Genomic DNA, 23339 nt, shown 5'->3' with positions numbered 1-23339 from the left:
CGTGGACGCACCACCGGTCGGCGCGGGACCGACGGGACCGCCGGGCGGACGGGCTCCGCACGGGGACGGGGAGGTGGTGCGTGCGGCGTAGGGTCGGCACGTACGGAGGGAGACAACGTGCTGAGTCGGCTGCGCGGCCACCCGTGGGTGCGGTTGGCGCTGTTCCTGGTGGTGTGCGTGTGCGCGGGTCTGGCCCTGCGCGCGAACTGGGAGCAGGCCGGCGAAGCCGCCGCGTCACTGCCCTTGTGGGTACTGCCCGCCGCGGTGCTCGCGGGTATGGCCGGACTCACCGCGCAGATGCTCGCCTGGCGCGCGCTGTTGGCCGGGATGGGCTCGCCGCTGCCGTACCGGGCGGCGGCCCGTGTCATGTTCGTGGGTCAGCTCGGCAAGTACCTGCCGGGCTCGGTGTGGGCGTTCGTCGCCCAGGTGGAACTGGCCCGCGACTGGAGGGTACCCAGGTCGCGGGGGGCGGCGGCGACCCTGCTCGCGGTGGCGGTGACGGTCGCGGTGAGCCTGGCGGTCGCCGCGGCGGCCCTGCCGCTGTCGTCGGTGGAGGCGGCCCGCCGCTGGTGGTGGGCGCTGGCGCTGGCCCCACTGCTGCTCGCCGCGCTGCACCCGCGCGTGGTGGGTTGGGGCATCCGGCTGGCGGCGCGCCCGTTCGCCCGGTTCCGCGAGGTCGCCGAGGCGGGCCCTCTGGACGTGCGCGGCCGTGCCGTGGCCGCCGCCGCGGGGTGGACCCTGGCGGCGTGGGCGCCCCTGGGACTGCATGTGTGGGTGCTGACCTGGGCGGTGGGCGGCGACGCGCTGCGGTCGGTCGGCCCCGCGGTGGGAGCGTACGCGCTGGCCTGGACGCTGGGGCTGCTGGTGGTGTTCGCCCCCGCGGGCCTGGGAGTGCGCGAGGCGGTGCTGGTCGTAGCGCTGTCACCGGTGGTGGACGCCGGTGCGGCGCTGGTGGTGGCGGTGCTGTCACGGCTGGTGATGACGGTCGCGGACGTGGGCTGGGCGGGGCTGTCGGTACTGCTGTCGGGGCGCGCCTCCCCGTCCTCGGCGGGCGTGTCCGCGATCACACGCGAGGCGCCGGGCGCACCGTGAACCGCTTCGCGGGAATCGGGCTAGTAAGGGTGTGAGACAACTCCGCCCCGGACCCGACGCGATTGGATCCCCCATGCCCCCTGCCGCATCCCGGTGCGCCGTACCCGGCGGACCGGAACCCGACGCGGCCGTCATCCAGCGGTCACTGGAGGAGCCGACGCGGTTCGGCGAGATCTTCCGCCGCCACGCGCCCTCCCTCCACCGCTACGCCGCCCGGCGGCTGGGCGGCCCGGACGCGGACGACGTGGTGGCCGAGACCTTCCACATCGCCTTTCGCAAGCGCCACCGCTACGACCTGTCCCGCCCCGACGCCCGCCCCTGGCTGTGGCGGATCGCCGCAAACCTGGTACGCCGCCACCACCGCACGGAGACCCGCCACTACCGGGCCCTGGCGCGGACCGGCGTGGACCCCGTCATGGAGGGATTCGCCGACCGTGCGGCCGAGCGCGTGGACGCCACGTCGCTGTCCGGCAGCCTGGCCTCCGCCCTGTCCCGTCTCTCCAAGGGCGACCGGGACGCCCTACTGCTGGTCGCCTGGGGAGAGCTGACCTACGAGGAGACCGCCCTGGTGCTCGGCGTCCCGGTGGGCACCGTGCGCTCCCGGCTGCACCGCGCCCGCAAACGCGTGCGCGCCGCGCTCGCCGCCACCGCCACGCCCGCGAAGGAGGACCACCGGTGAACGAACTCGACCACCTGCACCGCATGAGGGCGGACGTCCCCGAGCCCGGCCCCGAGGAGCTGGCCGTGCGCACCGGTTGGCGTCCGGGCGGCGGGCGCCCCGAGCCCCGGTCCCGCCCGGTCTCCCTGCTTCCCCTGGCCCTGTCCGGCACGGCCGTGCTGGTAGCCGCGGCCGTGTTCGCCTTCCTGGTCCTGGTCCCGGCCGACCTCACGGGGCCGGACACGGTCTCCGTGGGACCCGCTCCCGAGACCTCCGGCGGCCCCGGGGGCGCCGAGGACGCGATGGGGGTCATGGGACCCGTCATCGAGGCCGCCCGGGCCCAGACCGTCGACGGCGGGACCTGGTACATACGCTCCGTGCAGGGCAGCTCACGAGGCGCGGGCGGCACGGAGGACCGCTACGGGATCTACGGGCTCCGGACCTGGGAGACGTGGACGGTCATGGAGGAGGGGACCACCACGAGTCGTGCGGTGTCCGCGGACTGGTCGCTGCTGCGTGAGGACCAGCGGGACTCCTGGGAGCGCGACGGAAGCCCCACCCACTGGCCCTACGATCCCGACACCGGGGAGGAGGAGGTACCCCAGGACGTGGCGGACCTCGGGCCCCCCCACGAGGACCAGCCCGCGGAGTACGCCCTCGGCACACGTGTGCTGAACCTCGAACAGATCCAGGCCCTGCCCTCGGACACGGAGGCGCTGGCGGAGGCGCTGCTGGGCGAGGAGGGCGCCGACGGGGCCCCGGGCGAGGCCGGGCTCCTCAGGCTGGCCCTGGACTACCCGCTTTCGCCCGAGGTCCGCGCAGGCGTGTACACCCTGTTCGCGCGTGCGGCCGGTGTCCGCGCCGTGGAGGGGGTGACCGACGTCTCCGGACGTCCCGCGGTCGGTCTGGCCTACGACGTCGACGCCTCTCCGCCGGGATACGAGCGGCGCGTCCTCTTCGACCCGGAGACGGGCATGCCGCTGTCCGACGAGCTGGTCGTGGTCGAGCCCTCCGAGTTGGACGCCGACTGGTACGGGTCCGGCGACGTGGTCCGGTACGACCTCTACGAGTCCATGGGCTGGACCGACGAGCGGCCGCGATGACCTGAGCCGGCCCCGGCCGCCGGATTCACCGGCTGGTCTCCTCCCCGCCGCCCCGGGCCCCGGGGCGGCACCGGACCGGCCGCCCCGCGTCTTCCCCCGCGGGGCGGCCTCAGGCCCCGAGCAGCCGTCCGGTGTACGCCAGCCAGTACGGTTCGGCGTCCACCGGGCGGACCCCGGCGCGCAACCGTTCGGGCTCGCCAGGGACGTAGAACCCCCTCAGCGCGCGGGCCAGGTCGACGGTGTCGCCCGGCTCGCACAGCACTCCGTCGACACCCTCACGCACGTGGTCGGCCAGGGTCCCGGCCCGGGTGGCCACCACCGGCAGTCCGTGCTCGTGCGCCAGCCACACGTTCTGGGTCGCGGTGGCGGTCCGGTACGGCAGCACCACGGCGTCCGCGGAGGAGAACAGCTCCGGCAGCTCGCCGGCGGGCACGTACCCGTCCCGCAGCCGCACCCGGTCAGTGATCCCCAGCTGCGCGGCCAGCGCCTCCAGTTCACCGGTGCCGCCCCAGAACTCCCCGGCCACGGTGAGCGAGACGTCCTCGGGAGCACCGTCGGCCAGGGCCCTCAGCAGCAGGTCGACCCCCTTGTAGGGCCGCACGATGCCCAGGAACAGCAGGTGCCGTCGCTGCCCCGGCGGGAGGCCGGGGGCGCCGCCGGTCTCGGGCAGGTGCGGGGGCATCTCGGCGACCACCGCGTCCCGGCGGCCCGGCCCTCTCAGCCCTTCGGCCAGACGGGCCTGCTCGGGCGAGTGCGTGACCACCCCGTCCACCCTGCGCAACAGGGCGCGGACGAGGGACACGTCCGCGGCCCGCCGCTCGTGGGGCAGCACGTTGTGGCACAGCGCCACCACCCGCGTCCCCGTGCCCGGCCGTGAGCGCACCCCCGCGAGGATCCCCAGGTAGGCGGGCACCTGCACGGGCGAGAACAGGGTGAGCACCACCAGGTCGGCGTCACGGGCCAGGCGCCGCCCGGTGCGCCACCACCCGTCCGGCCGGTACCAGGCCAGCTCGTGGCGTGTACCGGGGTAGGGCTCTCCCTCGGGGGCGTCGATGGTCTGCTGGCCCGGGTAGAGGGCCGCGGGGTACTGGGCCCGCCAGGACTCCACGGACGTCGGATGGCCGAGCGCCCGGAGCCGGTGCGCCAGCTCGGTGGTGTGCCGGGCGCCGCCGCCCTTGTAGGGGTGGGCGGGCCCCACCAGGGCGATCCGGGAAGCCGCGCTCACGTGCTCTCCCGGGAGCGCACGATCAGGTCGGCCAGCAGCCCGATCGCCGCGATGATCAGCCCGGTCATGAGGATCATGACGGTGTTGTTGGGGACGTACAGCGGATTGCGCGCCTGGTCGAAGACGAACTTGGCCGCGCCGAGGCAGAGCAGCGCCAGCGAGGGCGGCATCATCACCTTGAGCGGGTTGAAGTACATCACCATGCGCAGCACCTGGAGGATGTACCGGTAGGCGTCACCGACGAAGTGGAACTTGGACCTGCCCGCCCGCTTGGCGTACTCGATGGGCACGTACTTGACGGGGTGCTGGTTGGACAGGAAGGCCAGGGTGATGGTGGTGACGCAGGAGAACCCGGGCGGCAGCAGCCGCAGGTAGGGGCGGGCGACGTCGCGGCGGAACACGCGCAGTCCCGAGTTGAGGTCGGGGATACGCGTGTTGGTGAGGCGTTCGGCGATCTTGCGGATGACCCACTTGGCGGGCACCCGCAGCGCCTTGTGGCTGCCCATCTCCTGGGTCCGCGCGCCCACGACCTGGTCGGTCTCCGGGTCGGCGTCGAGCATGGCGACCAGTTCGGGGATGCGCTCATTGGGGTAGCTCATGTCGGCGTCGGTCCACACGACGAACTCGCCGCGCGCCCGCTGGCTGCCGATCCGGCGGACGGTGCCCGACCCGCCGTTGTGTCCGAAGGCGATGACGCGCATGTGCGGGTAGAGGCCCTCCGCGTCCCGTAGCCGGGCGAGGGTGTCGTCGGTGGAGGCGTCGTCCACGGCGAGCAGCTCGTAGCCGTACCCGGACCCGTCCATGGCGGCACAGATCCGTTTGACCTCGTCGACGACGTGGTCCTCCTCGTTGTAGCAGGGCAGCACGATGGTGACGCGGACCGGCGGGTCCTGGTCGTGCTGCCGGGGGGAGTCGTCGCGTGTGTCGCTCATGGGTTCTTCTCAGCGGGGTTCGGTGCGGGCGCGAAGGGTGCGGGGGGCCGGGCTCACCCCTCGGCGGGGAGGACGGACACCCACACGCTTCCGGTGAAGGCCCAGGAGCCGGTGGGCGGTTCCATGAGGGTACTCGGATCCATCCGGGCCACGACGTGGAAGGGCCTCTCGGGCTCCACCGCGCCGCCGGTCAGTTGTTCGAGCTGCTCCCATCCCGGTGCGGCGAGCACGGCGTCGCGGCCGCGGTCGTGGATCTCGGAGACGACGCGGTCCACGTCCTCCGGGGTCGGCTGGCCCATGGCCGCGGTGGGCACACCGCAGACGTTGCGCATCAGCGGCATGTAGTTCCCGGCCATACCGGAGTCGACCACGACCACCGAGGAGTCCTCGGGCAGCGAGGCACAGAGCTTGTGCGTGGCGTCGACGCTGCCGACGTCCTGTCTGTAGCCCATGATCCCCATGTCCGCGGCGCTGACGACGGGGGGAGCCGGTGCCCCCGTGACGATGGCGGAGACGGCGGCGGTGACACCGCCGAGGCCACGTTCGTAGTCCAGGATCCTCGGGACCGCGGTGCCGGCGGTGGGGAGGACCATCGCCAACGCGGCGACGGACGCGACCGTGTTCGGGAGGGCGCGGGCCGGTACCGGGTTCCGGCCGGGCGGGGCGATGACGGTGCAGTAGCGGGTGAGCCAGGACAGGAACCAGACGGCGAACAGGATGAACGCCGGGATGACCAGCACGATCAGCCGTCTGCTGGCCCAGGGGTGGTCGGGCGTGATGGCGGGGCGCAGCAGGGTGGTGGCCACCGTCCACACCAACAGCATGACGGGCAGCAGCCACTGGGGATCGCGCCGTTGGAAGAGGCGGCGCAGCACGAGGGCGACGCCGAGTGAGGCGAACAGGACCGTGGCCAGGCCCACGTACCAGCCCACCCAGTACAGGCTCATGTCGTAGTAGGTGCGGCTGCCCTCGATGGGCCACAGGCCCTCCTGCTCCTGGACGTAGGCGACCCAGCCGTCGGTGAAGTCGCTGCCGTGCCCGTAGTCGGGCCACAGCAGGGGGCGGACGGCGAACAGCACCATGGTGAGCAGCGCGAGCGCGGCCATCGCGTCGGGTAGCCAGCGGACGCGTTCCACGCGCGGGATCCCGTGGTACCACAGGGCCGCGGTGGCCACGACCGTGACCACGATGACGGCGGCGCTGATCAGCAGCAGGGGGTTGAGGGAGTCGGACAGGTAGTCCAGGTAGGGCAGGGACAGCCCGTATCCGGCGTACAGGCCAAGGCCCGCGCCGACGGCCAGGCCGCCCAGCAGCGGCAGCGCCTGCCCGCGCCGGGCGAGCAGCAGCAGGCCGGCGAACCCGATCACGGGCAGCAGGTCGCGGATCGCGTCGATGCGCACCACCAGTCCCAGGCCGAACGCCAGCCCGGCCGCGACGGCCAGTGTGTGGGCGGACGACCAGCGGTCGGTGATCCACGTGCGCCGCACGAGCGCGTCGTAGGCCAGGACCAGTCCGCCGAGCAGGAGGATCTGGGTGAGGGGCTCGCTGTAGGTGAAGCGGCTGACCCACTGCTGGGGCAGGCACACGGCCAGGACGAGGGCGCTCAGGGGCGCCCAGCGGACCCCCGCCAGGCGGGCGGTGAGCCCCGCGAAGGTGAGCACGCCCAGCGCGCCCAGGACCGGGGTGGTCACGAGCATCCCGTCGAGTCCGCCCAGCCAGTAGCCGATGGAGGCCACCAACGGGGCCCCGGCCATGAACTGGGGCCAGATGACGTCGCCGCGCTCGTAGTAGGCCAGACTCTGGTAACTGAGCGAGGGGTCGTCTCCCGCGATGAGCTCCCGCTGCTGCGGGATGGGCAGGTACCCGTTCTCGGCGATCCACGTGGTGTACATGGCGTAGGAGGCCGGGTCGCGGCGGATGACCAGGGCCTCGGCGTGGTAGGCGACCTGCACGACGGCGAAGGCGACCACGATCACCAGGACGAGGACGACCGGCCACCAGGGCACGTCCGCCTCTTCGGGCTGATCCGGGATCAGCCGGGGCACCAGCGCGCAGGCCGCGATCACGGCGGGCACCCCGAGGACGGCGGCCACCAGCGGGGTGAAGGAGCCGAGTGCCAGAAGGGGGAAGGCCACCAGGAGCCAGGCCGAGGCGGCGATCGCGGGGAGCGCGGTGACACGGGCGAGGAATCGTCCGGGAGACAAGCGCATGGAATAACTGTGGCAGTTCCCGGGACCCGGCGCACACACCCCCGTTCCCCGGTCGGCCTCGAAAAGCCGGCTCCGAACTGCCGGACCGGACCGTTGCCGGGGACGTGTCGCTGGTCAGGACCGGTGACGCACCGGACGTCCGGGCGACATCACCGTTGTGTTGCCTTACGGGCCCGGTCGGGTCACCACCGGGACGCGGGGCGGCCGGCACGGTGGCCTCCCGCGAACGGCCTAGAGTGGCGGTCATGTCCGAAACTCCCGCGCAGCTGTGGCGCGCCCTGGCCTCCGTCGATCCGTCCCGACCGTTCGTGACCTCCTACGACGCCTCAGGCGGCCGGGTGGAACTGTCCCGCGCCACCTTCGACAACTGGGTGTCCAAGACCTCGAACATGTTGGTGGACGGGCTCGGCACCCAGCCTGGCGACCGGATCGTGATCGCCCTGCCGGTGCACTGGCAGTCGCTGGTGTGGCTGGTCTCGTGCTGGTCGGTGGGCGCCGTGGCCGAATTCGTCCGACCGGACGCGGGCCTGCCCGAGGGGGCGCAGGTCGCGGTGGCCGACGCCGACCGTCTGGAGGCCGCCCTGGACAGCGGCGCCGACGAGGTGGTGGGCACCTCACTGCACCCGCTCGGCCTGCCGCTGGCCGAGGTGCCGCCCATGGTGCTCGACTACTCGGTGGAGGCACGCGGGTACGGGGACCACTTCTCGCCGTACCCCATCGACCCGGAGGCGCCCGCGCTGCGCGGCCGCGGCGACCGGAGCGGCGCGACCCTGGCATCCGACGCACGCCGCTGGGCGGACCGGTGGGAGCTGGCCGCCGAGGACCGTGCGGGCCTGTTCGCCGAACCCGACGCACCGATGGCCCTGCTCGGCGAGGGAGCGGAACTGCTGCTGGCCCCGATCGCGGCGGGGTCTCCGATCGTGATGTCCCCAGCCGAGTCCGTCGGGACCGACGCCCTCCTTGAGCGAACCAGGACGGAGAGGGTCACCGTGGCGATGAGCGGCGGCGACCGTCCGGTTCCCCTGGGGGAGAACACCTTCCGCACGGTGAGGCTGTCCTGACCCGATCGTCGGAGACGGTGCCGGTGTGATCGACGGGGCACCCCGCCCCCGGACGATCTTGCCCCTAGCGGCGCTCCCGACCGTCGACAGTGCCGCCAAGGGCAAGATCACCGCTGTCAGGCCCCGGACCGTCCCTCTCGGTAGTAGGGGTCGAGCACGGTGCGCTCCCGGCTCTCCTCGTCGTAGGTGTAGACCTCGCGGCCCTCGACGAACACACGCAGAGCGCGGCTCATCACGTCCAGCGGGTCGCCCGACCACACGACCACGTCACCGTCCAGACCCGGCCTGAGGGAGCCGACCCGGTCGGAGAGGCCCATGATCTCGGCGGGGTTGACCGTGAGCGCGCGGATCGCGGACGCGGGGTCCATCCCCTCCTTGACGCACAGGGTGGCCTGGTGGACCAGGAACTCGATCGGGACGACCGGGTGGTCGGTGGTCAGGGCGACCTTGACGCCGGCCCGGTCGAGGATGCCCGGATTGGCGAGGGTCTTGTTGTTCACCTCCACCTTGGAGCGGCTGGTCATGAGCGGGCCGGTGATGACGGGGATGCCGCGCTCGGCGATCTCGTCGGCCAGCAGGTGGCCCTCGGTGCAGTGGTTGATGACCAGCCGGTAGCCGAACTCGTCCGCCAGGCGCATCGCGGTGTGGATGTCGTCGGCGCGGTGTGTGTGCTGGCACCAGGGGAGTTCGCCGTCCAGGACCCGGACCAGCACTTCCAGGGTGTTGTCCCGGTCGAACGGGGCACCCTCCACCGACGCGTGGTCACGCTTGGCCTTGTAGTCCTGTGCCTTGGTGAAGGCGTCGCGGATGACCGCGGCCACGCCCTGGCGGGTGGAGGGAAGCTTGTCCTTGTTGCCGTACACCCGCTTGGGGTTCTCACCCAGGGCGCTCTTGACGCTGGCCGGGTGCCTGACCAGCCGGTCCTCCATACTGCGGCCCCAGCACTTGATGGCCACGGTCTGGCCGCCGACGGGGTTGCCCGAACCGGGCTTGACGACAGAGCTGGTGACGCCCCCGGAGAGTGCGTCGGCGAAGCCGCGGTCGGCGGGGTTGATGGCGTCCAGCGCACGCATGCGGGCGCCGTTGGGGTCGGTCATCTCGTTGGTGTCGTCACCGGCCCAGCCGATGCCCTCCTCGTCGATGCCGATGTGGCCGTGGGCCTCCACGAAACCGGGGAGCACCCACTTGCCGGCGGCGTCGACGACGGTGGCGCCGCCGGGAACCGTGACGTCGGCGTCCGCGCCGACGGCAGCGATCCTGCCGTCGGTGATGAGGACGGTGCCGCCGTCGATGGGGTCTCCATCGACGGGCACGACGTATCCGGATGTGATCGCGATATCCATGGCGGGCAACCTAGCCCATCATGGGCCCCTCCCCAAGGCCCGGGGCTGGAATCCGGGTGGTGAACGCCCGCCCAGCCCCAAACGGGGTGCCGTTCGGGCGCCGGCGGGGTTCTGGAGGATTCGCAGGCGGGACTGCGACGAAGGAGCCGTCACACCGGAGGATCCGAAGGTTCCCGCCTCTAGGGCGCCCGAACGAGGAGGGGCTCCGCGCCGCAGGCGTCCGTTGAGGGTGGCGGAGGGCGACGGGCGGGCGGAGCGGAGCCCCAAAGAGGAACAGGCACTCCCTAACCCGCGGGCCAGCGCGCGGTCAGCAGCTCCGACCGCGGCGTGAGTTCCACCGTGGAATCCTCGATGGCGTCGCGCACCATGGTGCAGCGGCCCACCTGTTCGGAGTCGGCGGTCAGGTCGCCGCCCTCGGCCGCGAACGCGTAGATCATGCTGGGGCGGTCGGCGAACTCCATCATCCGGAAGGCGCCGCCCAGACCCGGGTGGTGCGGGGTCTGCTCGGGGATCACCCCCATGGTGACGATGCCCGCCTCGATCAGGTCGGACAGGAAGCCGCGCTGGGCGTTGAGTACGGCCGCGCCGCCCTGGGGTCGCTGCAACGCCGACTCGTTGAGGATCACCCGTAGCACCGGCCCCTCCGGGCCGGTTATCGCCGCACGGTGGGCCATCTCCTCCTCCACCATCGCCTCGACCATGTCCGGGGACAGGTCGGGGTGGCGCGGGCGCAGGACCGCCCGCGAGTACTCGCGTGTGCGCAGGAACACCGGGACCGCCATGGGCTGGTGCTCCCACAGGTGGGTGGCGTGGACACCCAGTTCGCGCTGGTCGCCGAACTCGTTGGGGAAGGCCTCGGCCTGGAGTGTGATCGCCCACGCGTCGACCAGCTGGTGGTCGGTGCCCAGGGCTGTGTCCACCCGCTCGACCAACGAGCGCGCCGGCCGGCAGTGGGCGTTCTCCACCTCTCGGAGCTTGTCGTCGGTCACCCCCACCGTCTTGGCGAGTTCGGCGCGTGAAAGCCCCCTGTCGGCGCGCTCACGCAGTACCCGCGCGGCGAAGGGGAGCCACATCGCGGACGGCAGTGCAGTGTTCACTCCCATAACCTCCTCCGTCGCCCGACGGGACCGGCCTGGCACGTCTCTGGGTCAGTACCCCGCCCCGCCGTCACCGTTCCTCTGACCCTCTCCCGTGCCGGGCCGCTGGTCAAGCGACGGGACTGGCACGGCGATCCGTGGTAAGCCATTGACACGCCTTGACGTGCCTTCCCCTCGTGAAAGAGGGAGGTTTCATCCTCTGAGGCCGGGACCCCTCACCCCGTGGACTCCCAGGGTCCCCCGGAGTAGACCCGTGCCGCCGCGCGGCGAACCGCGCCCGTCTCCGGCCCGAGAACCAGGGTGCCCCGCGAAAACTCTGATAGAAGGACCGACAGCGCCGTCCGGTACCCGGGCGGCCCGGCGCGGTCCCGGCCGGCCTTCCCGCGCGCGGTTCCCACCATGCCCGCGAACGGTGTTCCCGACCCCGATTGGACGATCCCTTGGCCTACTTCGCCCTCCTGCTCGCCGCGATATCGATCGGCATCTGGGTGTACGCCCTGTTCGACGTGATCGGCTCGGACTCCGGTTCCGTGCGGCTGCTGCCCAAACCCGCCTGGACCATGGCCGTCCTGCTCCTGCCCAAGCTCGGGGCGCTGCTGTGGTTCGCCCTGGGCCGCCCGCGCCGTGATCCGGCGATGACCGCCCCAGCAGGGCCTCCCCCGCCCTTCCCCGAGTACGACCATCCGCACCGGGCCCGCGCCACCACCCCGGAGGAGGACGAGGAGTTCCTCCGCCGCTGCCGCGAGCGCGCCGAGGCGCAGCGGCGGCGGGCCCGGGAGGCGCAGGAGCGCCGGGAACGCCAGTCGGGGGAGGAGGGCGAGGAGGCCGGGGAATCCGGCTGAGTCCGGACCCGGGCCCGGCCCGGGAGGGGGCGCCCCGAGGACGGGGGCGTGTGCCGTGGTCACACCGGGACCCAGCTGCGGTGGTACCCGGCCCCGACGAGTACGCTGTGTGCCGCCCCCGCTGCGAATCTCTCCCGGAAGTGAACCGATGAAGCGTCTGACCCTCTCGGCAACGGCCCTCCTGGCCGGTGCCGCCCTGCTCGCCGCCTCCGCCTGCACCAACGGCGCCGACGCCCAGAACGGCTCCGGTGGCGACGGCACGTCCAGTCCGGAGCAGACCAACAGCCCCGAGCAGGCCGACGGCCCGGCCGACGTGGACGTCAGCGACGTCGAGGGCGCCACCCTGCACACCAGTGAGGGCGACATCGAGGTGGAGCTGTTCCCGGAGGACGCCCCCCTCACCGTGGCCAACTTCGTGGGTCTGGCCGAGGGCGAGGGCGTGCCCAACCCGGTGACGGGCGAGGCCGAGTTCTACGACGGCACCGTGTTCCACCGGGTGATCGCCGATTTCATGGTCCAGGGCGGAGACCCCCAGGGCACCGGCCGGGGCGGCCCGGGCTACACCTTCGAGGACGAGCTCGGGTCCGGACGGGAGTTCGACGAGCCGGGCGTACTGGCCATGGCCAACAGCGGTGAGGACACCAACGGCTCCCAGTTCTTCCTCACCGTCGACTCGGCCACGCACCTGAACGACATGCACACGATCTTCGGGCACGTCGCGGACGAGGAGTCCACGGAGGTGCTGGACGGCATCGCCGAGATGGAGACCGACGCGAGCGACCGTCCGACTCGGGAGGTGACCCTGGAGTCGGTCACCGTCCACCGCGCCGGATGACGTCCTCCCCGGGGCGTCCCTCAGCGGCGGCGCTTGGCGCGGGCGGCCCGGGCACGCTCCACGGCCGGTCCGATCGCCTCGGCCAGCGCCGCGACGTCCTCTCCCGTGGAGGTGCGGCCCAGTGACAGGCGCAGGCTGCTCAGCGCGGTGTCGGGGTCGGCGCCCATCTCCAGCAGCACGTGGCTGGGCTGGGCCACCCCCGCCGAGCAGGCCGAGCCGGTCGAACAGGAGATGCCCTTGGCGTCCAGCAGCATCAGCAGCGCGTCGCCCTCACAGCCGGGGAAGGACATATGTGAGATCCCCGGCAGCCTGTGCTCCGGATCGCCGTTGACGACCACGTCGGGGACCGCGGCGCGGACCCGCTCCTCCAGCTCGTCGCGGAGGTCCGCCAGGTGCTTGGCGTGCTCCTCGCGCTCGGTGACCGCCAGGTGGACGGCCGTGGCCAGCCCGCGCAGCAGCGGCGCGGACAGGGTGCCCGAACGGATGTCGCGTTCCTGACCGCCACCGTGCAGGACCGGCGCCGGGGCCAGGCCGCGCGCGACCAGCAGCGCACCGGCGCCCACCGGGCCGCCGAGCTTGTGGCCGGTGACCGTCAGGGCACTCACCCCGCTCACCGCGAAGTCGACCGGTTCCACGCCCACGGCCTGCACGGCGTCGGTGTGGAAGGGGATGCCGTACTCGGCGGCCACGGCGGCCAGCTCGGCCACCGGCTGTACCGTTCCCACCTCGTTGTTGGCCCACATGACCGACACGAGCGCGACCGAGTCGGGGCCGGGGCCGCTCTCGATCACCTCCCGCAGCGCCGCCGGGCTCACGTGGCCCAGCGCGTCCACGGGCAGCTTCTCGTGCGTCGCGCCCTGGTGCTCGGCCATCCAGTGCGCGGGGTCGAGGGCGGCGTGGTGCTCGACGGCGCTGGTGAGGATCCTCGGCCTGCTGGGCCCCCCGTCACCGGCGTTGCGCGCCCAGTACAGGCCCTTGACGGCGATGTTGTTCGACTCCGTGCCACCGCCGGTGAAGACCACCTCGTGCGGGGTGGAGCCGAGCGCCCTGGCGACGCGTTCGCGCGCCTCCTCGACCGTGCGTCGGGCGGCGCGCCCGTGGCCGTGCAGGGAGGACGGGTTGCCGAGGACGCCGAGTTCGGTCGCGACGTCGGCGACCACCTCGGGGCGGACCTCGGTCGTGGCAGCGTGATCCAGATACACCATGGCCCTACAAGGGTACGTCCGTTTCGAGCCGTTCACGGACCCGCGTCCCCTCGGGGCCGCTGCCGGCGTCGTCGGCGTGACGGGGAGTCCGCGCCCGCGGCCCGCTCCCCGCGCACGGAACTCCTCATGTGGCGGGTTGTCCACAGGAGCGAGGTCGTCACCCTCCGCCCGCCACGGTCCCGATAACCTTGTGTCATGCCTGACTCCGCGTCCTCGCAGTCCGTCCAGCCCGCCGTCCCCACCGGATCCTCCGGTGGCCACTGGCCAGCGCCCACAGCCGAGCGTCCGGTGCGTGCCCGGATCTCCCTGCCGGGGTCCAAGTCGATGACCAACCGCGCGCTGATCCTGGCCGCACTGTCGGAGACGCCCTGTGTGGTGCGCCGCCCCCTGGTCAGCCGGGACAGCGACCTGATGGCCGGTGCCCTGCGCGCACTGGGCGTGGAGGTCTCCCCCGCCGGGGGCCCGGGCGGGGACCTGGCGGTCACCCCCGCTCCGCTGCGCGGCCCGGCCTCGGTCGACGTCGGCAACGCGGGCACGGTGATGCGGTTCGTACCGCCCCTGGCCGCCCTGGCCTCGGGCACCGTCGACTTCGACGGCGACCCGCGCGCTCGCGAGCGGCCGATGGACGAGCTCCTGGGAGCCCTGCGCACGCTGGGCGTCGACATCGACGACGGCGGCCGCGGTGCCCTGCCCATGGCCGTCCACGGCACCGGCGCCGTGCGCGGCGGCGAGGTGACCCTGGACGCGTCCGGTTCCTCCCAGTTCGTATCCGCCCTGCTCCTGAGCGGCGCCCGCTTCACCGAGGGCGTGCACGTACGCCACTCCGGTCCGCCCGTCCCCTCCCAGCCGCACCTGGACATGACCGTGGAGATGCTGCGCCGGGCCGGAGTGGCCGTGTCCGCCGACGAGAACTCCTGGAGGGTCGGGCCCGGGCCGGTCAAGGTCTCCGAGATCACTGTGGAGCCCGACCTGTCCAACGCCGCGCCCTTCCTCGCCGCGGCCCTGGTCAGCGAGGGCGAGGTGACCGTCGAGGGCTGGCCCGAGCACACCACCCAGCCCGGCGCCGAACTGCGCTCGCTGTTCACCCGTATGGGCGGCGAGGTGTCGCGCTCCACGGAGGGGCTCACCCTGCGCGGCACCGGCCGGATCCTGGGCATCGACGCCGACCTGCGCGACGTGGGCGAGCTGACCCCCACCGTCGCCGCCGTGGCCGCGCTGGCCTCCACCCCGTCCCGGCTGACCGGCATCGCACACCTGCGGCGCCACGAGACCGACCGCATCGCCGCGCTGGCCGCCGAGATCAACCGGCTGGGCGGTGACGCCGAGGAACTGCCCGACGGCCTGGCCATCAATCCACGGCCACTGCGCGGCGGGGTCTTCCACTCCTACGACGACCACCGGATGGCCACGTCCGGCGCGGTGATCGGGCTCGCGGTGCCCGGGGTGGAGGTGGAGAACATCGCCACCACGCGCAAGACCCTGCCCGACTTCCCGGGTCTGTGGGAGGAGGCACTGGCATGAGCCGTACGCAGGGCGGAGGACGCCACCTGGACGAGGACGACATCCGCGTGCGCGCACGGGGCGGTTCCAAGCCCCGCACCCGCAACCGGCCCAAGCACGAGAACGCCGTGGAGGGCCTGGTCACCGCGGTCGACCGGGGCCGGTACCGCTGCCTGGTGAGCGGCGTACCCGTCGTGGCGATGAAGGCCCGCGAACTCGGCCGGGGGTCCATCGTCGTCGGTGACCACGTCGACGTGGTCGGCGACCTCTCCGGCCGGCCCGACACCCTGGCCCGGATCGTGCGGGTCAGGGAGCGTAGGTCCGTGCTGCGGCGCACGGCCGACGACACCGATCCGGTCGAGCGGGTGATCGTCGCCAACGCCGACCAACTGGCGATCGTGTGCGCCCTGGCGGACCCCGCCGCGCAGCCGCGCTTCGTGGACCGCTGCCTGGTCGCCGCCTACGACGCCGGACTCGACCCGCTCCTGTGCCTGACCAAGTCCGACCTGGCCAGCCCGGACGATCTGCTGCGCGTGTACGAGCCCCTGGGCCTGCCCTATGAGGTGCTCGGCCCCGAGAGCGGTCTCGACGGTCTGCGCACCCGCCTGGCTGACCGCACCACCGTGTTCGTCGGCTCCTCCGGCGTGGGCAAGTCCACCCTGGTCAACCGGCTCGTCCCGGGCACCGACCGGGCCGTGGGCCACGTCAACGCGGTCACCGGACGCGGCCGCCACACCTCCACCTCGGCCGCCGCGCTGCCGTTCGAGAACGGCTGGCTCATCGACACCCCGGGCGTGCGCAGCTTCGGTCTGGCCCACATCGATCCGGAGGACATCGTCGAGGGCTTCCCGGACCTGGCCGAGGCCGCCGAGGACTGCCCGCCTATGTGCTCCCACCAATCCGACGCCCCGGAGTGCGCCATCCAGACCGCACTGGAGCGCGGGGAGCTGGACACGGACCGGGTGGCGTCGCTGCGTCGCCTGCTCATGAGCCGAGAGGGCGACACCGACGAGGGATGAGGCCCGGCGTGCCTCAGCTGGACGCGGGCTCCTCGGAGGCGGTCCCGGCGCCGCCGAGGACGTGCGCCCGGCCCCAGGCGCCGAGCGGGCCCAGAGCCTCGCTCAGGGACCTGCCGAGCGGGGTCAGCGAGTACTCGACCCGGGGCGGCACCTCGCCGAAGTCCTCCCGGGCCACGATCCCGTCCCCCTCCAGCTCGCGCAGGTGGGAGGCCAACACCTTCTCGGTAACGCCGTCGAGCATCCGGCGCAGTTCGCCGAAGCGACGGGGCCCCTCCTCCATGGCCCACAGGATCAGTACCTTCCACCTGCCGCCGATCACGTCCATCGCAGCGTCGATGCCGCAGTGGTACGCGCCGGGCCTTCGCGCGGTGGCCATCGCCGCCCCCTCCCGCCTGCGCGCTTACCCCGGAGTGGGCACGCACTCCAAAGTGCGTACTTGTCCGTGTCCCAACATGCGACAACGCTAGCCCACATGACCGAACACAGTGTGAAGACCCGTATCTCCCTGCTCGGGCTCGGTGCCATGGGCACCGCGCTCGCCCGCGCCTGGCTCGCCGCCGGGTACCCGCTGACCGTCTGGAACCGGACCCCGGCCCGCGCCGAGCCGCTGACCGAGGAGGGCGCCGACACCGCCGCCACGGCCGCGGAGGCGGTCGCCGCCAGCCGCCTGGTGGTCACCTGCCTGCTCGACGACGACTCCGTCGGCGCCTCCCTGGACGGCACCGACCTGGCGGGCAGGGACCTGTTCAACGTCACCACCGGCACCCCGGGCCAGTCACGGGCCCGGGCGGAGTGGGCTCGCGGGCGCGGCGCCCGCTTCGTCAGCGGCGGCGTCATGGCCGTTCCGCCCATGGTCGGCGATCCGGAGTCGGGCGGATACGTGTTCTACAGCGGTTCCCGTGAGGCCTTCCAGGAGCACGCGCAGGCCCTGTCCGCCGTCACCGGGACCGTGTTCGTCGGCGAGGACGCCGGGCTGGCCGACCTGTACGACGTGGCCCTGCTCAGCGCGATGAACGGCATGCTCGCCGGGGTATCGCACGCCTTCGCCCTGGTCCGGGGCGAGGACGTGCCCCTGAAGGAGTTCGCCTCCCTGCTCTCGGGCTGGCTCACCGCCATGACCGGGAGCGTCCCGGCCACCGCGGACCACCTGGAGAGCGGCGACTACACCACCGGCGTCGTCTCCAACCTCGCCATGCGGGTAAGGGGCAACCGGACCCTGTTGCGCACCGCCGAGGAGCAGGAGGTGAGCACCGAACTCCTGGCCCCGTACGCGGAGCTGATGGAGCGCCGGCTGGTCCGGGGCCACGGCGACGAGGACGACACGGGCGTCATCGACCTGCTCGCCGCGCCCCGAGGCTGACGTCCGGCGCGCCTACACCTCGACGGTCCCGCCGCACCGCCAGAACCGGGTGCGGTCGCGTTCCACGAACCCCTCGTCGAGCAGTCCGCGACGGAGCACCGACACGTTCGCGCTGAATCCGCGCAGAACCGTGTTGACCTCGGCCTCGCTGTAGCGGACTCCGGGTTCGAAGGCGCGGGCGACCTGGTCGAACAGGACCAGCCGGGCGGGACGGCGCACCGGGATCGCGGTGATCCACCCGTCCGGCATGTAGGTGCGCAGCACCTCCCGGCGCTCGCGCTCCGTCAGCGGCCCCTCCATCACGCCCGCCACCCCTCTCAGCGGCCGACCGCCAGCATCCCGTGCACGACCGTCTCGACCCGGCTCGCCGCCTCCTCCGGGTCGATCGGCCGCAGTGAGTACGACACCGTCAGGCGCAGGGCGACGTCGGCGGCTGCCTCGGCCGCGGAGGCTGCCAGGTCCGGGTAGTGCTCCCCCAGCAGGGCGGTGATGCGCTCGCCCAGGACCTCCAGGAGGGGCTCCGACCGCGTGGTGAGGACGGGAAGCAGCTCGTGGTCTCCGGTGACCACCGCGTGCAACAGCGGGTTGTCCCGGGCGGACAGCAGCACCAGGCGGGTCGACCGGCTCACCGCGTGCGGCGGGTCCTCGCCCTCCTCCAGGAGACGCATCGCCCTGTCGAGCAGCGCGTTGACCTCGCGCACCACCACGGCCTGGAGCAGGCCCTCCTTGCTGCCGAACACGTTGTACAGGGTCTGGCGGGACACGTGGGCGACCGCCGCGATGTCCACCATGCGCCGATCGGCCCATCCGCCGGAGACGACCTCGGCGTAGGCGGCGTCCATCAACCGCTCCCGTACCGAGGTGCCCTCGGCACGCCTCTGTCCGTTCACGGTGTCCATGCCCTCCATTCTCGCATCCGGCGGGTGCGCGGGGAGCGTGTCCGCGCACCCGGACGAGCAGTGCGCCCCGGTGCCAGGCCTCACTTCCGCTCAGTACTCAGGAACGGTAGCGTTACCGGTCATGGCGTCCTTTGACGATGATCTGCGGCTTGCCCACGTGCTCGCCGATGCTGCCGACGACCTCGCGCTCAAGCGCTTCCGAGCGCTCGACCTCGTGGTCGACACCAAACCCGACCTCACCCCCGTCACCGAGGCCGACCGGATGGTCGAGGAGACGCTGCGCGGCGTACTCTCCCGTGCCCGGCCCCGTGACGCCGTGGTGGGCGAGGAGTACGGCAGGACCGGCAACAGCAACCGGGTGTGGGTCATCGACCCCATCGACGGCACCAAGAACTACGTGCGCGGTGTCCCCGTGTGGGCGACCCTGATCGCCCTGTTGGAGGGCGACCGGCCCGTCGTGGGCGTGGTGTCCGCCCCGGCGCTGCACCGCCGCTGGTGGGCTTCCAAGGGCGGGGGTACCTGGCAGGGACGCAGCCTGTCGAAAGCCTCGCGCTGCTACGTGTCGAAGGTGTCGGATCTCTCGGACGCCTCCCTGAGCTTCTCCTCGCTGACCGGCTGGGAGGAGCAGGGCCGCCTCGACTCCTTCCTCGGGCTGACCCGCTCGGTGTGGCGCACCCGCGCCTACGGCGACTTCTGGTCGCACGTGATGGTCGCCGAGGGCGTCGTGGACATCTCCGCCGAGCCGGAGCTGTCGCTGTGGGACGCCGCGCCGCTGCCGATCCTCCTGGAGGAGGCCGGCGGTCGGGCCACCGACCTGCGCGGCGAGGGCTTCGAGGACGGCGGACCGCTCGTGTGCACCAACGGCGTGATCCACGACCAGACGCTGACCTGGCTCAACGGCGGCCCCACCCCCCTACGCCGGAGCTGACCGCTCCTCCACTGTCTCCGGGCGTGGGTCCTGGACCCGCGTCCTGGAACCGCGTGCGTCCCGAACGGTGCTGTAAGGACCCCCTGTGCGCTTGGGGCACCTCCCACACCGACAGCCACCCCCGAGAAACACGCACAGTGCTCATATAAAGACACACAGTAGTAACATGTGGTGTGTGCTGACCACCGAACCCGTCCGGGCCGCCCTGTGCGCGGCCGCGGTCCTGCTGCTCACCGCCTGTGGCGGCGGTCCCGGGCACGATCCCCAGCGACTCGGCGAGATCATCGCCGACACCGTGCGCACCGCCGCCCGGGGCGGCGGCCCCGGCCTCGGTGTCCCCGACACCGCGTTCGATCCGGCCGGGTACACGTGCGTGCCCGCCGCGAACACTCCGTCCACCGACCCGTGGCGGGCCAGGACTCCCCGCTCCGTGGTGGACGGCTCCGTCGATCTGGGCGTCCTGGCGCCCGACACCACGGGCACCACCCCGGTGACGATCTCCGTCACCGGGCCCGACGGCACCACCGCCACCACCACGGTGACCGCCGTTGCGGGCGAGTGGACCCACGTCCGCTACCCCGACGACTTCAACGGCCCCAGGATCCCGAAGGACTCCGAGCCCCCGGAAGGGTCAGGGACCTCCCCCGCCACCGGGGCGCACACGGTGGTCTGGTCCGACAGCGGCTCGGGCGCCCCGCTCACCTGCGACGGCTTCGAGGCGGGCTGACCCGTGCGCCGTGTCCGGCCCTTCCGCTTCCGCTCCCACTACACGGCCGGAACCAGCGGCCCGAAGTTCTTCACGCCGAAAGCGAACCGAATCCCCTCTTCCCCGCGATGAGTCTGTGGAAACCCCGCCACCCCCGCGGGTATCACGGCGCCGCTGTGGCGGTAGCCGGATCTCACAGACATCACGGGAAGGGACCGAATGCTGCGTTCCCTCACAGCCGGGATGGTGCTGGCCTTCGCCGGTTCACGGGCCAACGTCGCCCGGACCATCCTGTCCTGCGCGGGCATCGTCGTCGGTGTCGGTGCGCTGATCATGGTGGTCAGCGTCAGCGACTTCGGCCAGCGGTTCGCCACCGCCTACAGCGAGGCCAACGCGGGTCGACCGGCGACTCTCCAGGTCACCGTGCACGAACAGGTCACCGACCGTGCCGCCTTCGAGGATGATCTGCTCCGCGCGGGCGGCCAGGACGTCTCGGTCTACCACCGCCCCAACGCGGTACCGCTGCTGCGCTCCGGCGGATCCGCCATCGAGCACGTGGAGTTCCTCGGAGTGGACCCGGAACTGGGCGACATCCGGCGCATGAACATGGTCCGGGGCCGCTGGTTCACCGAAGCCGACACCGAGTCCCTGGCTCCGGTCATGGTCGTCAACGAGGACCTCGCCAACGCGCTCGGCGACCTCACACGGATCCAGGTGGGCACCGACCAGTGGCTGGACGTGCGCGTCATCGGCGTCCTCGAGGGCTCCGCGATGGACAGCGGCTGGTACAGCGCCTACCTGCTGCGTTCCCCCGCCTCCGAGGAACTGCTCTTCGGAAACTCCACCGACACCGACGAGGAGGAGCAGGACGGGGCGTTCCTGATGGGTTCCCAGACGACCTACCAGGTACGGATCGACCCCGAGGACCCCGCGGCTGACGACCCCTGGGGCGAGGTCTTCGCCGAGCGCCTGGAGTCGGCCTCCTGGCGCTGGGGCGTGGAGGGCCCCGACACGATCATGGTCCACCGGGCGGACTACGCCGAGGAGATCAACCGGATCATCACCTACATGTCCTGGGGCCTGATGGGCATCGCCGCCGTCACCCTCACCACCGGTCTGCTCGGTGTGCTCAACGTCGGCCTGGTCACCGTGCGCGAGCGCCGCCGCGAACTGGCCACCTACCGGGCCCTGGGCGCGAGCCGGTTCACGCTGTTCGTCGCCGTGGTCATGGAGTCGGTGGTGGTGTCGCTGGTGGCCGGCCTCATCGCCCTAGCCGGTTGTTGGGCCGTGCTGGCCGCGGGCGGCACGGTCCTGGAGCGTGTCGTGACGCTGCCCGACGACGTCCCCCTGAACATCCCCACCTCCGGAGTACTCATCGGTCTGGGCAGCGCCGCGCTGGTCGGGCTGCTGGCCGGAATCATCCCCGCGATGCGGGCACTGCGCGCGTCCGTCGTCGCCGGACTCCGGGAATAGGAGACATACGTGAAGAAGTGGATCATCATCGGAGCGGTCCTGGTCCTGCTCCTCGGGCTGGTCGGCGCCGGCTACGTGCTGGTGCCGCGCCTGGGCAGCGTGGTCGCTGGAGGGGACCCGCCCCTGGAGGAGGCCGCCCTCGACTCGACCGGCGCACCGGTCGAGGTGGAGATGGGCGAGATCAGCTCCGTGCTGGTGCTGGACGCCGTCGTCCGGGCCGAGCCCGGCGAGGACGTCGAGGCCCGCAACGGGGGAACGGTCGTCCACCTGTGGGTGGGGGACGGCGCCGAAGTCGAGGACGGAGCGCCGATCGTGAACGTGAAGGTGCCCGACGAGTCCGCGCCCGGCTCCGATGACGCCGAACCCGCGACCAAGGAGGTCACCCTGTACGCGCCGACGGACGGCACGGTGTCGGGCCTGGAGGACGTGCTGGTCGGAGACGTCCTGGAGCCCGGGTCGGTGGTGGCCACGGTCGCCCCGGACGAGTTCCGCGCCGTAGCCTCCGTCACGCCCAACGACCTCTACAGGTTCTACGAGGACCCCGAGGACATCCTGCTCCAGATCGACCAGGGACCGCCCGCCTCCGAGTGCGCCTTCCTGTCCCTGGGCGCGACCCGGGGCGGTGGCGACGCGGCCCCGGGCGACGGTGACGCGGCCGGGGGCGACGGTGACGCGGCCGGGGGAGAAGGCGGCGGCGGTGCCGAACTGGCCTGCCGGGTGTCCGCCGAACTGGAGGTCTTCGACGGGGTCCGGGGCAAGCTCTCGGTCAGCACCGGAAACGCGGAGAACGTCCTGGTCGTCCCGGTGACCGCCGTACGCGGCAGCTCCGACTCGGGCGAGGTCGTCGTGGTCTCCGACGACGGGTCCGAGGAGACCCGCGAGGTGGAGCTCGGGGTGTCCGACGGCTCGTTCATCGAGGTCACCAAGGGCCTGAGTGTCGGCGACACGGTCCTGGACCCGATACCGCTCGACCCCCGCTTCGACGCCCCCGGGGAGCACCTCCCCGAGGATGAGTTCCCCATGGAGGAGGGCTAGATGTCCGTCGACACAGCGGCCCCCCGTGCCTCGGCGCCCCGCTCCGGCTCCGCGCCCCTGCTGAGCGTGGAGAAGGTGACCCGGCACTTCACCGTGTCGGGGACCCGGATCGACGTGCTGTACGACTGCACGTTCCAGGTGGACCGCGGCGAGGTCGTGGCGGTCGTCGGCCAGTCCGGCTCGGGCAAGTCCACCCTGCTGAACGTGCTGGGCCTGCTCGACCGGCCCAGCGGTGGCTCCTACATGTTCGACGGCGTGGACATCACCCGTCTGGGTGAGGGACCGCGGTCCCGCCTGCGGGGCGAGGGCGTGGGCTTCGTGTTCCAGCAGTTCCACCTGTTGGAGCGGCGGACCGCCCTGGCCAACGTCGGTGTGCCGTTGGTGCTCGGCGGCGTGCCGCTGCTGCGCCGCAGAGCGCGAGCCCGCGAGCTGCTGGAGGCCGTGGGGTTGGGGCACCGGCTGCACTCGCAGCCGCACCAGCTCTCCGGCGGTGAGCAGCAGCGTGTGGCCCTGGCCCGCGCACTGAGCCGGGAACCCGCCCTCATCCTCGCCGACGAGCCCACGGGCGCCCTGGACGCCGCCAGCAGCACCATGATCATGGGCCAGTTGTTGGAGCAGGCCAGAATCCGGGACGCGGCGGTGGTCGTGGTGACCCACGACCCCAAGGTGGCCGAGCGGGCCGACCGGGTGGTGGAACTGGTGGAGGGCCGCACCAGCTGAGCGCGCGCCGCCCGGGAAACCGGGCGGCGCGAATCCCCGGCACGAAAAAACACCGGGTGCGTCATCGCACCCGGTGTTTCCTTGGTAGCGGGGACA

At 72.5% G+C, this 23339-nt stretch carries 23 protein-coding genes; 14 read left to right on the top strand and 9 right to left on the bottom strand.

All coding sequences use genetic code 11. The annotated features are described in order from the left end of the window. Positions 1-117 precede the first annotated feature (117 nt). The 3 genes from AC0T5L_RS01210 (at position 118) to AC0T5L_RS01200 (ending at position 2853) form a co-directional block, all read left to right on the top strand. Positions 118-1092 carry a lysylphosphatidylglycerol synthase domain-containing protein gene (locus AC0T5L_RS01210; protein WP_476163444.1) on the top strand — a complete coding sequence of 325 codons (975 nt, stop codon included), beginning with the start codon at positions 118-120 and terminating at the stop codon, positions 1090-1092. A 73-nt stretch (positions 1093-1165) separates the two neighbouring features. After that, complete coding sequence (locus tag AC0T5L_RS01205; RefSeq protein ID WP_476163443.1) at positions 1166-1771, top strand: RNA polymerase sigma factor; 606 nt, start codon at positions 1166-1168, stop codon at positions 1769-1771. After that, positions 1768-2853, top strand: coding sequence for a CU044_5270 family protein (locus tag AC0T5L_RS01200; protein WP_476163442.1), 1086 nt, complete (start codon positions 1768-1770; stop codon positions 2851-2853). The genes AC0T5L_RS01205 and AC0T5L_RS01200 overlap by 4 nt, the downstream gene beginning before the upstream one ends. Before the next feature lie 109 nt (positions 2854-2962). Here AC0T5L_RS01200 and AC0T5L_RS01195 read toward each other — a convergent pair whose 3' ends face one another. From AC0T5L_RS01195 to AC0T5L_RS01185, 3 genes are read right to left on the bottom strand one after another with little or no spacing between them, the layout of a single operon-like run. After that, positions 2963-4078 (bottom strand): glycosyltransferase, encoded by a 1116-nt coding sequence (locus AC0T5L_RS01195; RefSeq protein ID WP_476163441.1) that lies wholly within the window; start codon positions 4076-4078, stop codon positions 2963-2965. After that, positions 4075-5010, bottom strand: a complete 936-nt coding sequence (locus AC0T5L_RS01190; protein ID WP_476163440.1) for a glycosyltransferase family 2 protein — start codon at positions 5008-5010, stop codon at positions 4075-4077. Before AC0T5L_RS01190 ends, AC0T5L_RS01195 begins: the two co-directional genes overlap by 4 nt. A 53-nt stretch (positions 5011-5063) precedes the next feature. Next, positions 5064-7220 carry a hypothetical protein gene (locus AC0T5L_RS01185; protein WP_476163439.1) on the bottom strand — a complete coding sequence of 719 codons (2157 nt, stop codon included), beginning with the start codon at positions 7218-7220 and terminating at the stop codon, positions 5064-5066. A gap of 245 nt (positions 7221-7465) precedes the next feature. On the opposite strand from AC0T5L_RS01185, the gene AC0T5L_RS01180 reads away from it, so the two are divergent. Continuing rightward, on the top strand, positions 7466-8281 hold the full coding sequence (locus AC0T5L_RS01180) for a TIGR03089 family protein (protein WP_476163438.1): 816 nt from the start codon (positions 7466-7468) through the stop codon (positions 8279-8281). Between the two features lie 116 nt (positions 8282-8397). Here the strand turns inward: AC0T5L_RS01180 and AC0T5L_RS01175 are convergent, their stop codons facing one another. Together AC0T5L_RS01175 and AC0T5L_RS01170 are read right to left on the bottom strand one after the other, a co-directional pair. Next, positions 8398-9624 (bottom strand): amidohydrolase, encoded by a 1227-nt coding sequence (locus AC0T5L_RS01175; protein ID WP_476163437.1) that lies wholly within the window; start codon positions 9622-9624, stop codon positions 8398-8400. A gap of 284 nt (positions 9625-9908) precedes the next feature. Beyond that, positions 9909-10727: a helix-turn-helix domain-containing protein gene (locus AC0T5L_RS01170; protein WP_476163436.1), complete on the bottom strand. Its 819-nt coding sequence runs from the start codon at positions 10725-10727 to the stop codon at positions 9909-9911. Between the two features lie 422 nt (positions 10728-11149). Here AC0T5L_RS01170 and AC0T5L_RS01165 point away from each other — a divergent pair, with 422 nt between their 5' ends. Both AC0T5L_RS01165 and AC0T5L_RS01160 read left to right on the top strand, forming a co-directional pair. Continuing rightward, positions 11150-11563, top strand: coding sequence for a PLDc N-terminal domain-containing protein (locus AC0T5L_RS01165; protein WP_476163435.1), 414 nt, complete (start codon positions 11150-11152; stop codon positions 11561-11563). A gap of 148 nt (positions 11564-11711) precedes the next feature. Beyond that, positions 11712-12398, top strand: coding sequence for a peptidylprolyl isomerase (locus AC0T5L_RS01160; protein WP_476163434.1), 687 nt, complete (start codon positions 11712-11714; stop codon positions 12396-12398). A 20-nt stretch (positions 12399-12418) separates the two neighbouring features. On the opposite strand, the gene AC0T5L_RS01155 is transcribed toward AC0T5L_RS01160, so the two are convergent. Continuing rightward, on the bottom strand, positions 12419-13603 hold the full coding sequence (locus AC0T5L_RS01155) for a cysteine desulfurase family protein (protein ID WP_476163433.1): 1185 nt from the start codon (positions 13601-13603) through the stop codon (positions 12419-12421). Positions 13604-13798: 195 nt separating this feature from the next. Here AC0T5L_RS01155 and aroA point away from each other — a divergent pair, with 195 nt between their 5' ends. Together aroA and rsgA are read left to right on the top strand one after the other, a co-directional pair. Next, positions 13799-15124 carry a 3-phosphoshikimate 1-carboxyvinyltransferase gene (gene aroA / locus AC0T5L_RS01150; RefSeq protein WP_476163432.1) on the top strand — a complete coding sequence of 442 codons (1326 nt, stop codon included), beginning with the start codon at positions 13799-13801 and terminating at the stop codon, positions 15122-15124. Beyond that, entirely contained in the window at positions 15121-16122 is a 1002-nt protein-coding gene (gene rsgA / locus AC0T5L_RS01145) for a ribosome small subunit-dependent GTPase A (protein ID WP_476163431.1), read from the top strand. The genes aroA and rsgA overlap by 4 nt, the downstream gene beginning before the upstream one ends. A gap of 13 nt (positions 16123-16135) precedes the next feature. Here rsgA and AC0T5L_RS01140 read toward each other — a convergent pair whose 3' ends face one another. Continuing rightward, a complete protein-coding gene (locus AC0T5L_RS01140; protein WP_476163430.1) occupies positions 16136-16498 on the bottom strand; it encodes a winged helix-turn-helix transcriptional regulator in 363 nt (120 codons plus the stop codon). 96 nt (positions 16499-16594) lie between these two features. Here AC0T5L_RS01140 and AC0T5L_RS01135 point away from each other — a divergent pair, with 96 nt between their 5' ends. Continuing rightward, positions 16595-17482 (top strand): NAD(P)-dependent oxidoreductase, encoded by an 888-nt coding sequence (locus AC0T5L_RS01135; RefSeq protein ID WP_476163429.1) that lies wholly within the window; start codon positions 16595-16597, stop codon positions 17480-17482. A 12-nt stretch (positions 17483-17494) separates the two neighbouring features. Here AC0T5L_RS01135 and AC0T5L_RS01130 read toward each other — a convergent pair whose 3' ends face one another. After that, positions 17495-17785: a DUF2087 domain-containing protein gene (locus AC0T5L_RS01130; RefSeq protein WP_476163450.1), complete on the bottom strand. Its 291-nt coding sequence runs from the start codon at positions 17783-17785 to the stop codon at positions 17495-17497. Positions 17786-17799: 14 nt separating this feature from the next. Beyond that, positions 17800-18381, bottom strand: a complete 582-nt coding sequence (locus tag AC0T5L_RS01125) for a TetR/AcrR family transcriptional regulator (protein ID WP_476163428.1) — start codon at positions 18379-18381, stop codon at positions 17800-17802. Between the two features lie 121 nt (positions 18382-18502). Between AC0T5L_RS01125 and hisN the strand changes: the two genes are divergently transcribed. From hisN to AC0T5L_RS01100, 5 genes are all read left to right on the top strand, one after another. Next, positions 18503-19309: a histidinol-phosphatase gene (gene hisN / locus AC0T5L_RS01120; RefSeq protein ID WP_476163427.1), complete on the top strand. Its 807-nt coding sequence runs from the start codon at positions 18503-18505 to the stop codon at positions 19307-19309. 166 nt (positions 19310-19475) lie between these two features. After that, a complete protein-coding gene (locus AC0T5L_RS01115) occupies positions 19476-20036 on the top strand; it encodes a hypothetical protein (protein ID WP_476163426.1) in 561 nt (186 codons plus the stop codon). 198 nt (positions 20037-20234) lie between these two features. Next, positions 20235-21488 (top strand): ABC transporter permease, encoded by a 1254-nt coding sequence (locus AC0T5L_RS01110; protein WP_476163425.1) that lies wholly within the window; start codon positions 20235-20237, stop codon positions 21486-21488. A gap of 9 nt (positions 21489-21497) precedes the next feature. After that, positions 21498-22523 (top strand): permuted SH3 domain-containing protein, encoded by a 1026-nt coding sequence (locus tag AC0T5L_RS01105; RefSeq protein WP_476163424.1) that lies wholly within the window; start codon positions 21498-21500, stop codon positions 22521-22523. Continuing rightward, on the top strand, positions 22524-23243 hold the full coding sequence (locus AC0T5L_RS01100; protein ID WP_476163423.1) for an ABC transporter ATP-binding protein: 720 nt from the start codon (positions 22524-22526) through the stop codon (positions 23241-23243). Positions 23244-23339 lie beyond the last annotated feature (96 nt).

This window comes from Nocardiopsis sp. TRM 82005, assembly GCF_056312425.1.
The sequence above is the reverse complement of the archived record's forward strand: the minus strand, read 5'-3'. Positions and strand labels throughout refer to the sequence as shown.

Excerpts from the sequence above, each read along its gene's own strand:
- AC0T5L_RS01190 (WP_476163440.1), bottom strand. The coding sequence starts at position 5,010 with ATGAGCGACACACGCGACGACTCCCCCCGGCAGCACGACCAGGACCCG.
- rsgA (WP_476163431.1), top strand. The coding sequence starts at position 15,121 with ATGAGCCGTACGCAGGGCGGAGGACGCCACCTGGACGAGGACGACATC.
- AC0T5L_RS01125 (WP_476163428.1), bottom strand. The coding sequence starts at position 18,381 with ATGGACACCGTGAACGGACAGAGGCGTGCCGAGGGCACCTCGGTACGG.
- AC0T5L_RS01205 (WP_476163443.1), top strand. The coding sequence starts at position 1,166 with ATGCCCCCTGCCGCATCCCGGTGCGCCGTACCCGGCGGACCGGAACCC.
- AC0T5L_RS01115 (WP_476163426.1), top strand. The coding sequence starts at position 19,476 with ATGTGGTGTGTGCTGACCACCGAACCCGTCCGGGCCGCCCTGTGCGCG.
- AC0T5L_RS01170 (WP_476163436.1), bottom strand. The coding sequence starts at position 10,727 with ATGGGAGTGAACACTGCACTGCCGTCCGCGATGTGGCTCCCCTTCGCC.
- AC0T5L_RS01185 (WP_476163439.1), bottom strand. The coding sequence starts at position 7,220 with ATGCGCTTGTCTCCCGGACGATTCCTCGCCCGTGTCACCGCGCTCCCC.
- aroA (WP_476163432.1), top strand. The coding sequence starts at position 13,799 with ATGCCTGACTCCGCGTCCTCGCAGTCCGTCCAGCCCGCCGTCCCCACC.
- AC0T5L_RS01160 (WP_476163434.1), top strand. The coding sequence starts at position 11,712 with ATGAAGCGTCTGACCCTCTCGGCAACGGCCCTCCTGGCCGGTGCCGCC.
- AC0T5L_RS01140 (WP_476163430.1), bottom strand. The coding sequence starts at position 16,498 with ATGGCCACCGCGCGAAGGCCCGGCGCGTACCACTGCGGCATCGACGCT.
- AC0T5L_RS01110 (WP_476163425.1), top strand. The coding sequence starts at position 20,235 with ATGCTGCGTTCCCTCACAGCCGGGATGGTGCTGGCCTTCGCCGGTTCA.
- AC0T5L_RS01175 (WP_476163437.1), bottom strand. The coding sequence starts at position 9,624 with ATGGATATCGCGATCACATCCGGATACGTCGTGCCCGTCGATGGAGAC.
- hisN (WP_476163427.1), top strand. The coding sequence starts at position 18,503 with ATGGCGTCCTTTGACGATGATCTGCGGCTTGCCCACGTGCTCGCCGAT.
- AC0T5L_RS01100 (WP_476163423.1), top strand. The coding sequence starts at position 22,524 with ATGTCCGTCGACACAGCGGCCCCCCGTGCCTCGGCGCCCCGCTCCGGC.
- AC0T5L_RS01180 (WP_476163438.1), top strand. The coding sequence starts at position 7,466 with ATGTCCGAAACTCCCGCGCAGCTGTGGCGCGCCCTGGCCTCCGTCGAT.
- AC0T5L_RS01135 (WP_476163429.1), top strand. The coding sequence starts at position 16,595 with ATGACCGAACACAGTGTGAAGACCCGTATCTCCCTGCTCGGGCTCGGT.
- AC0T5L_RS01155 (WP_476163433.1), bottom strand. The coding sequence starts at position 13,603 with ATGGTGTATCTGGATCACGCTGCCACGACCGAGGTCCGCCCCGAGGTG.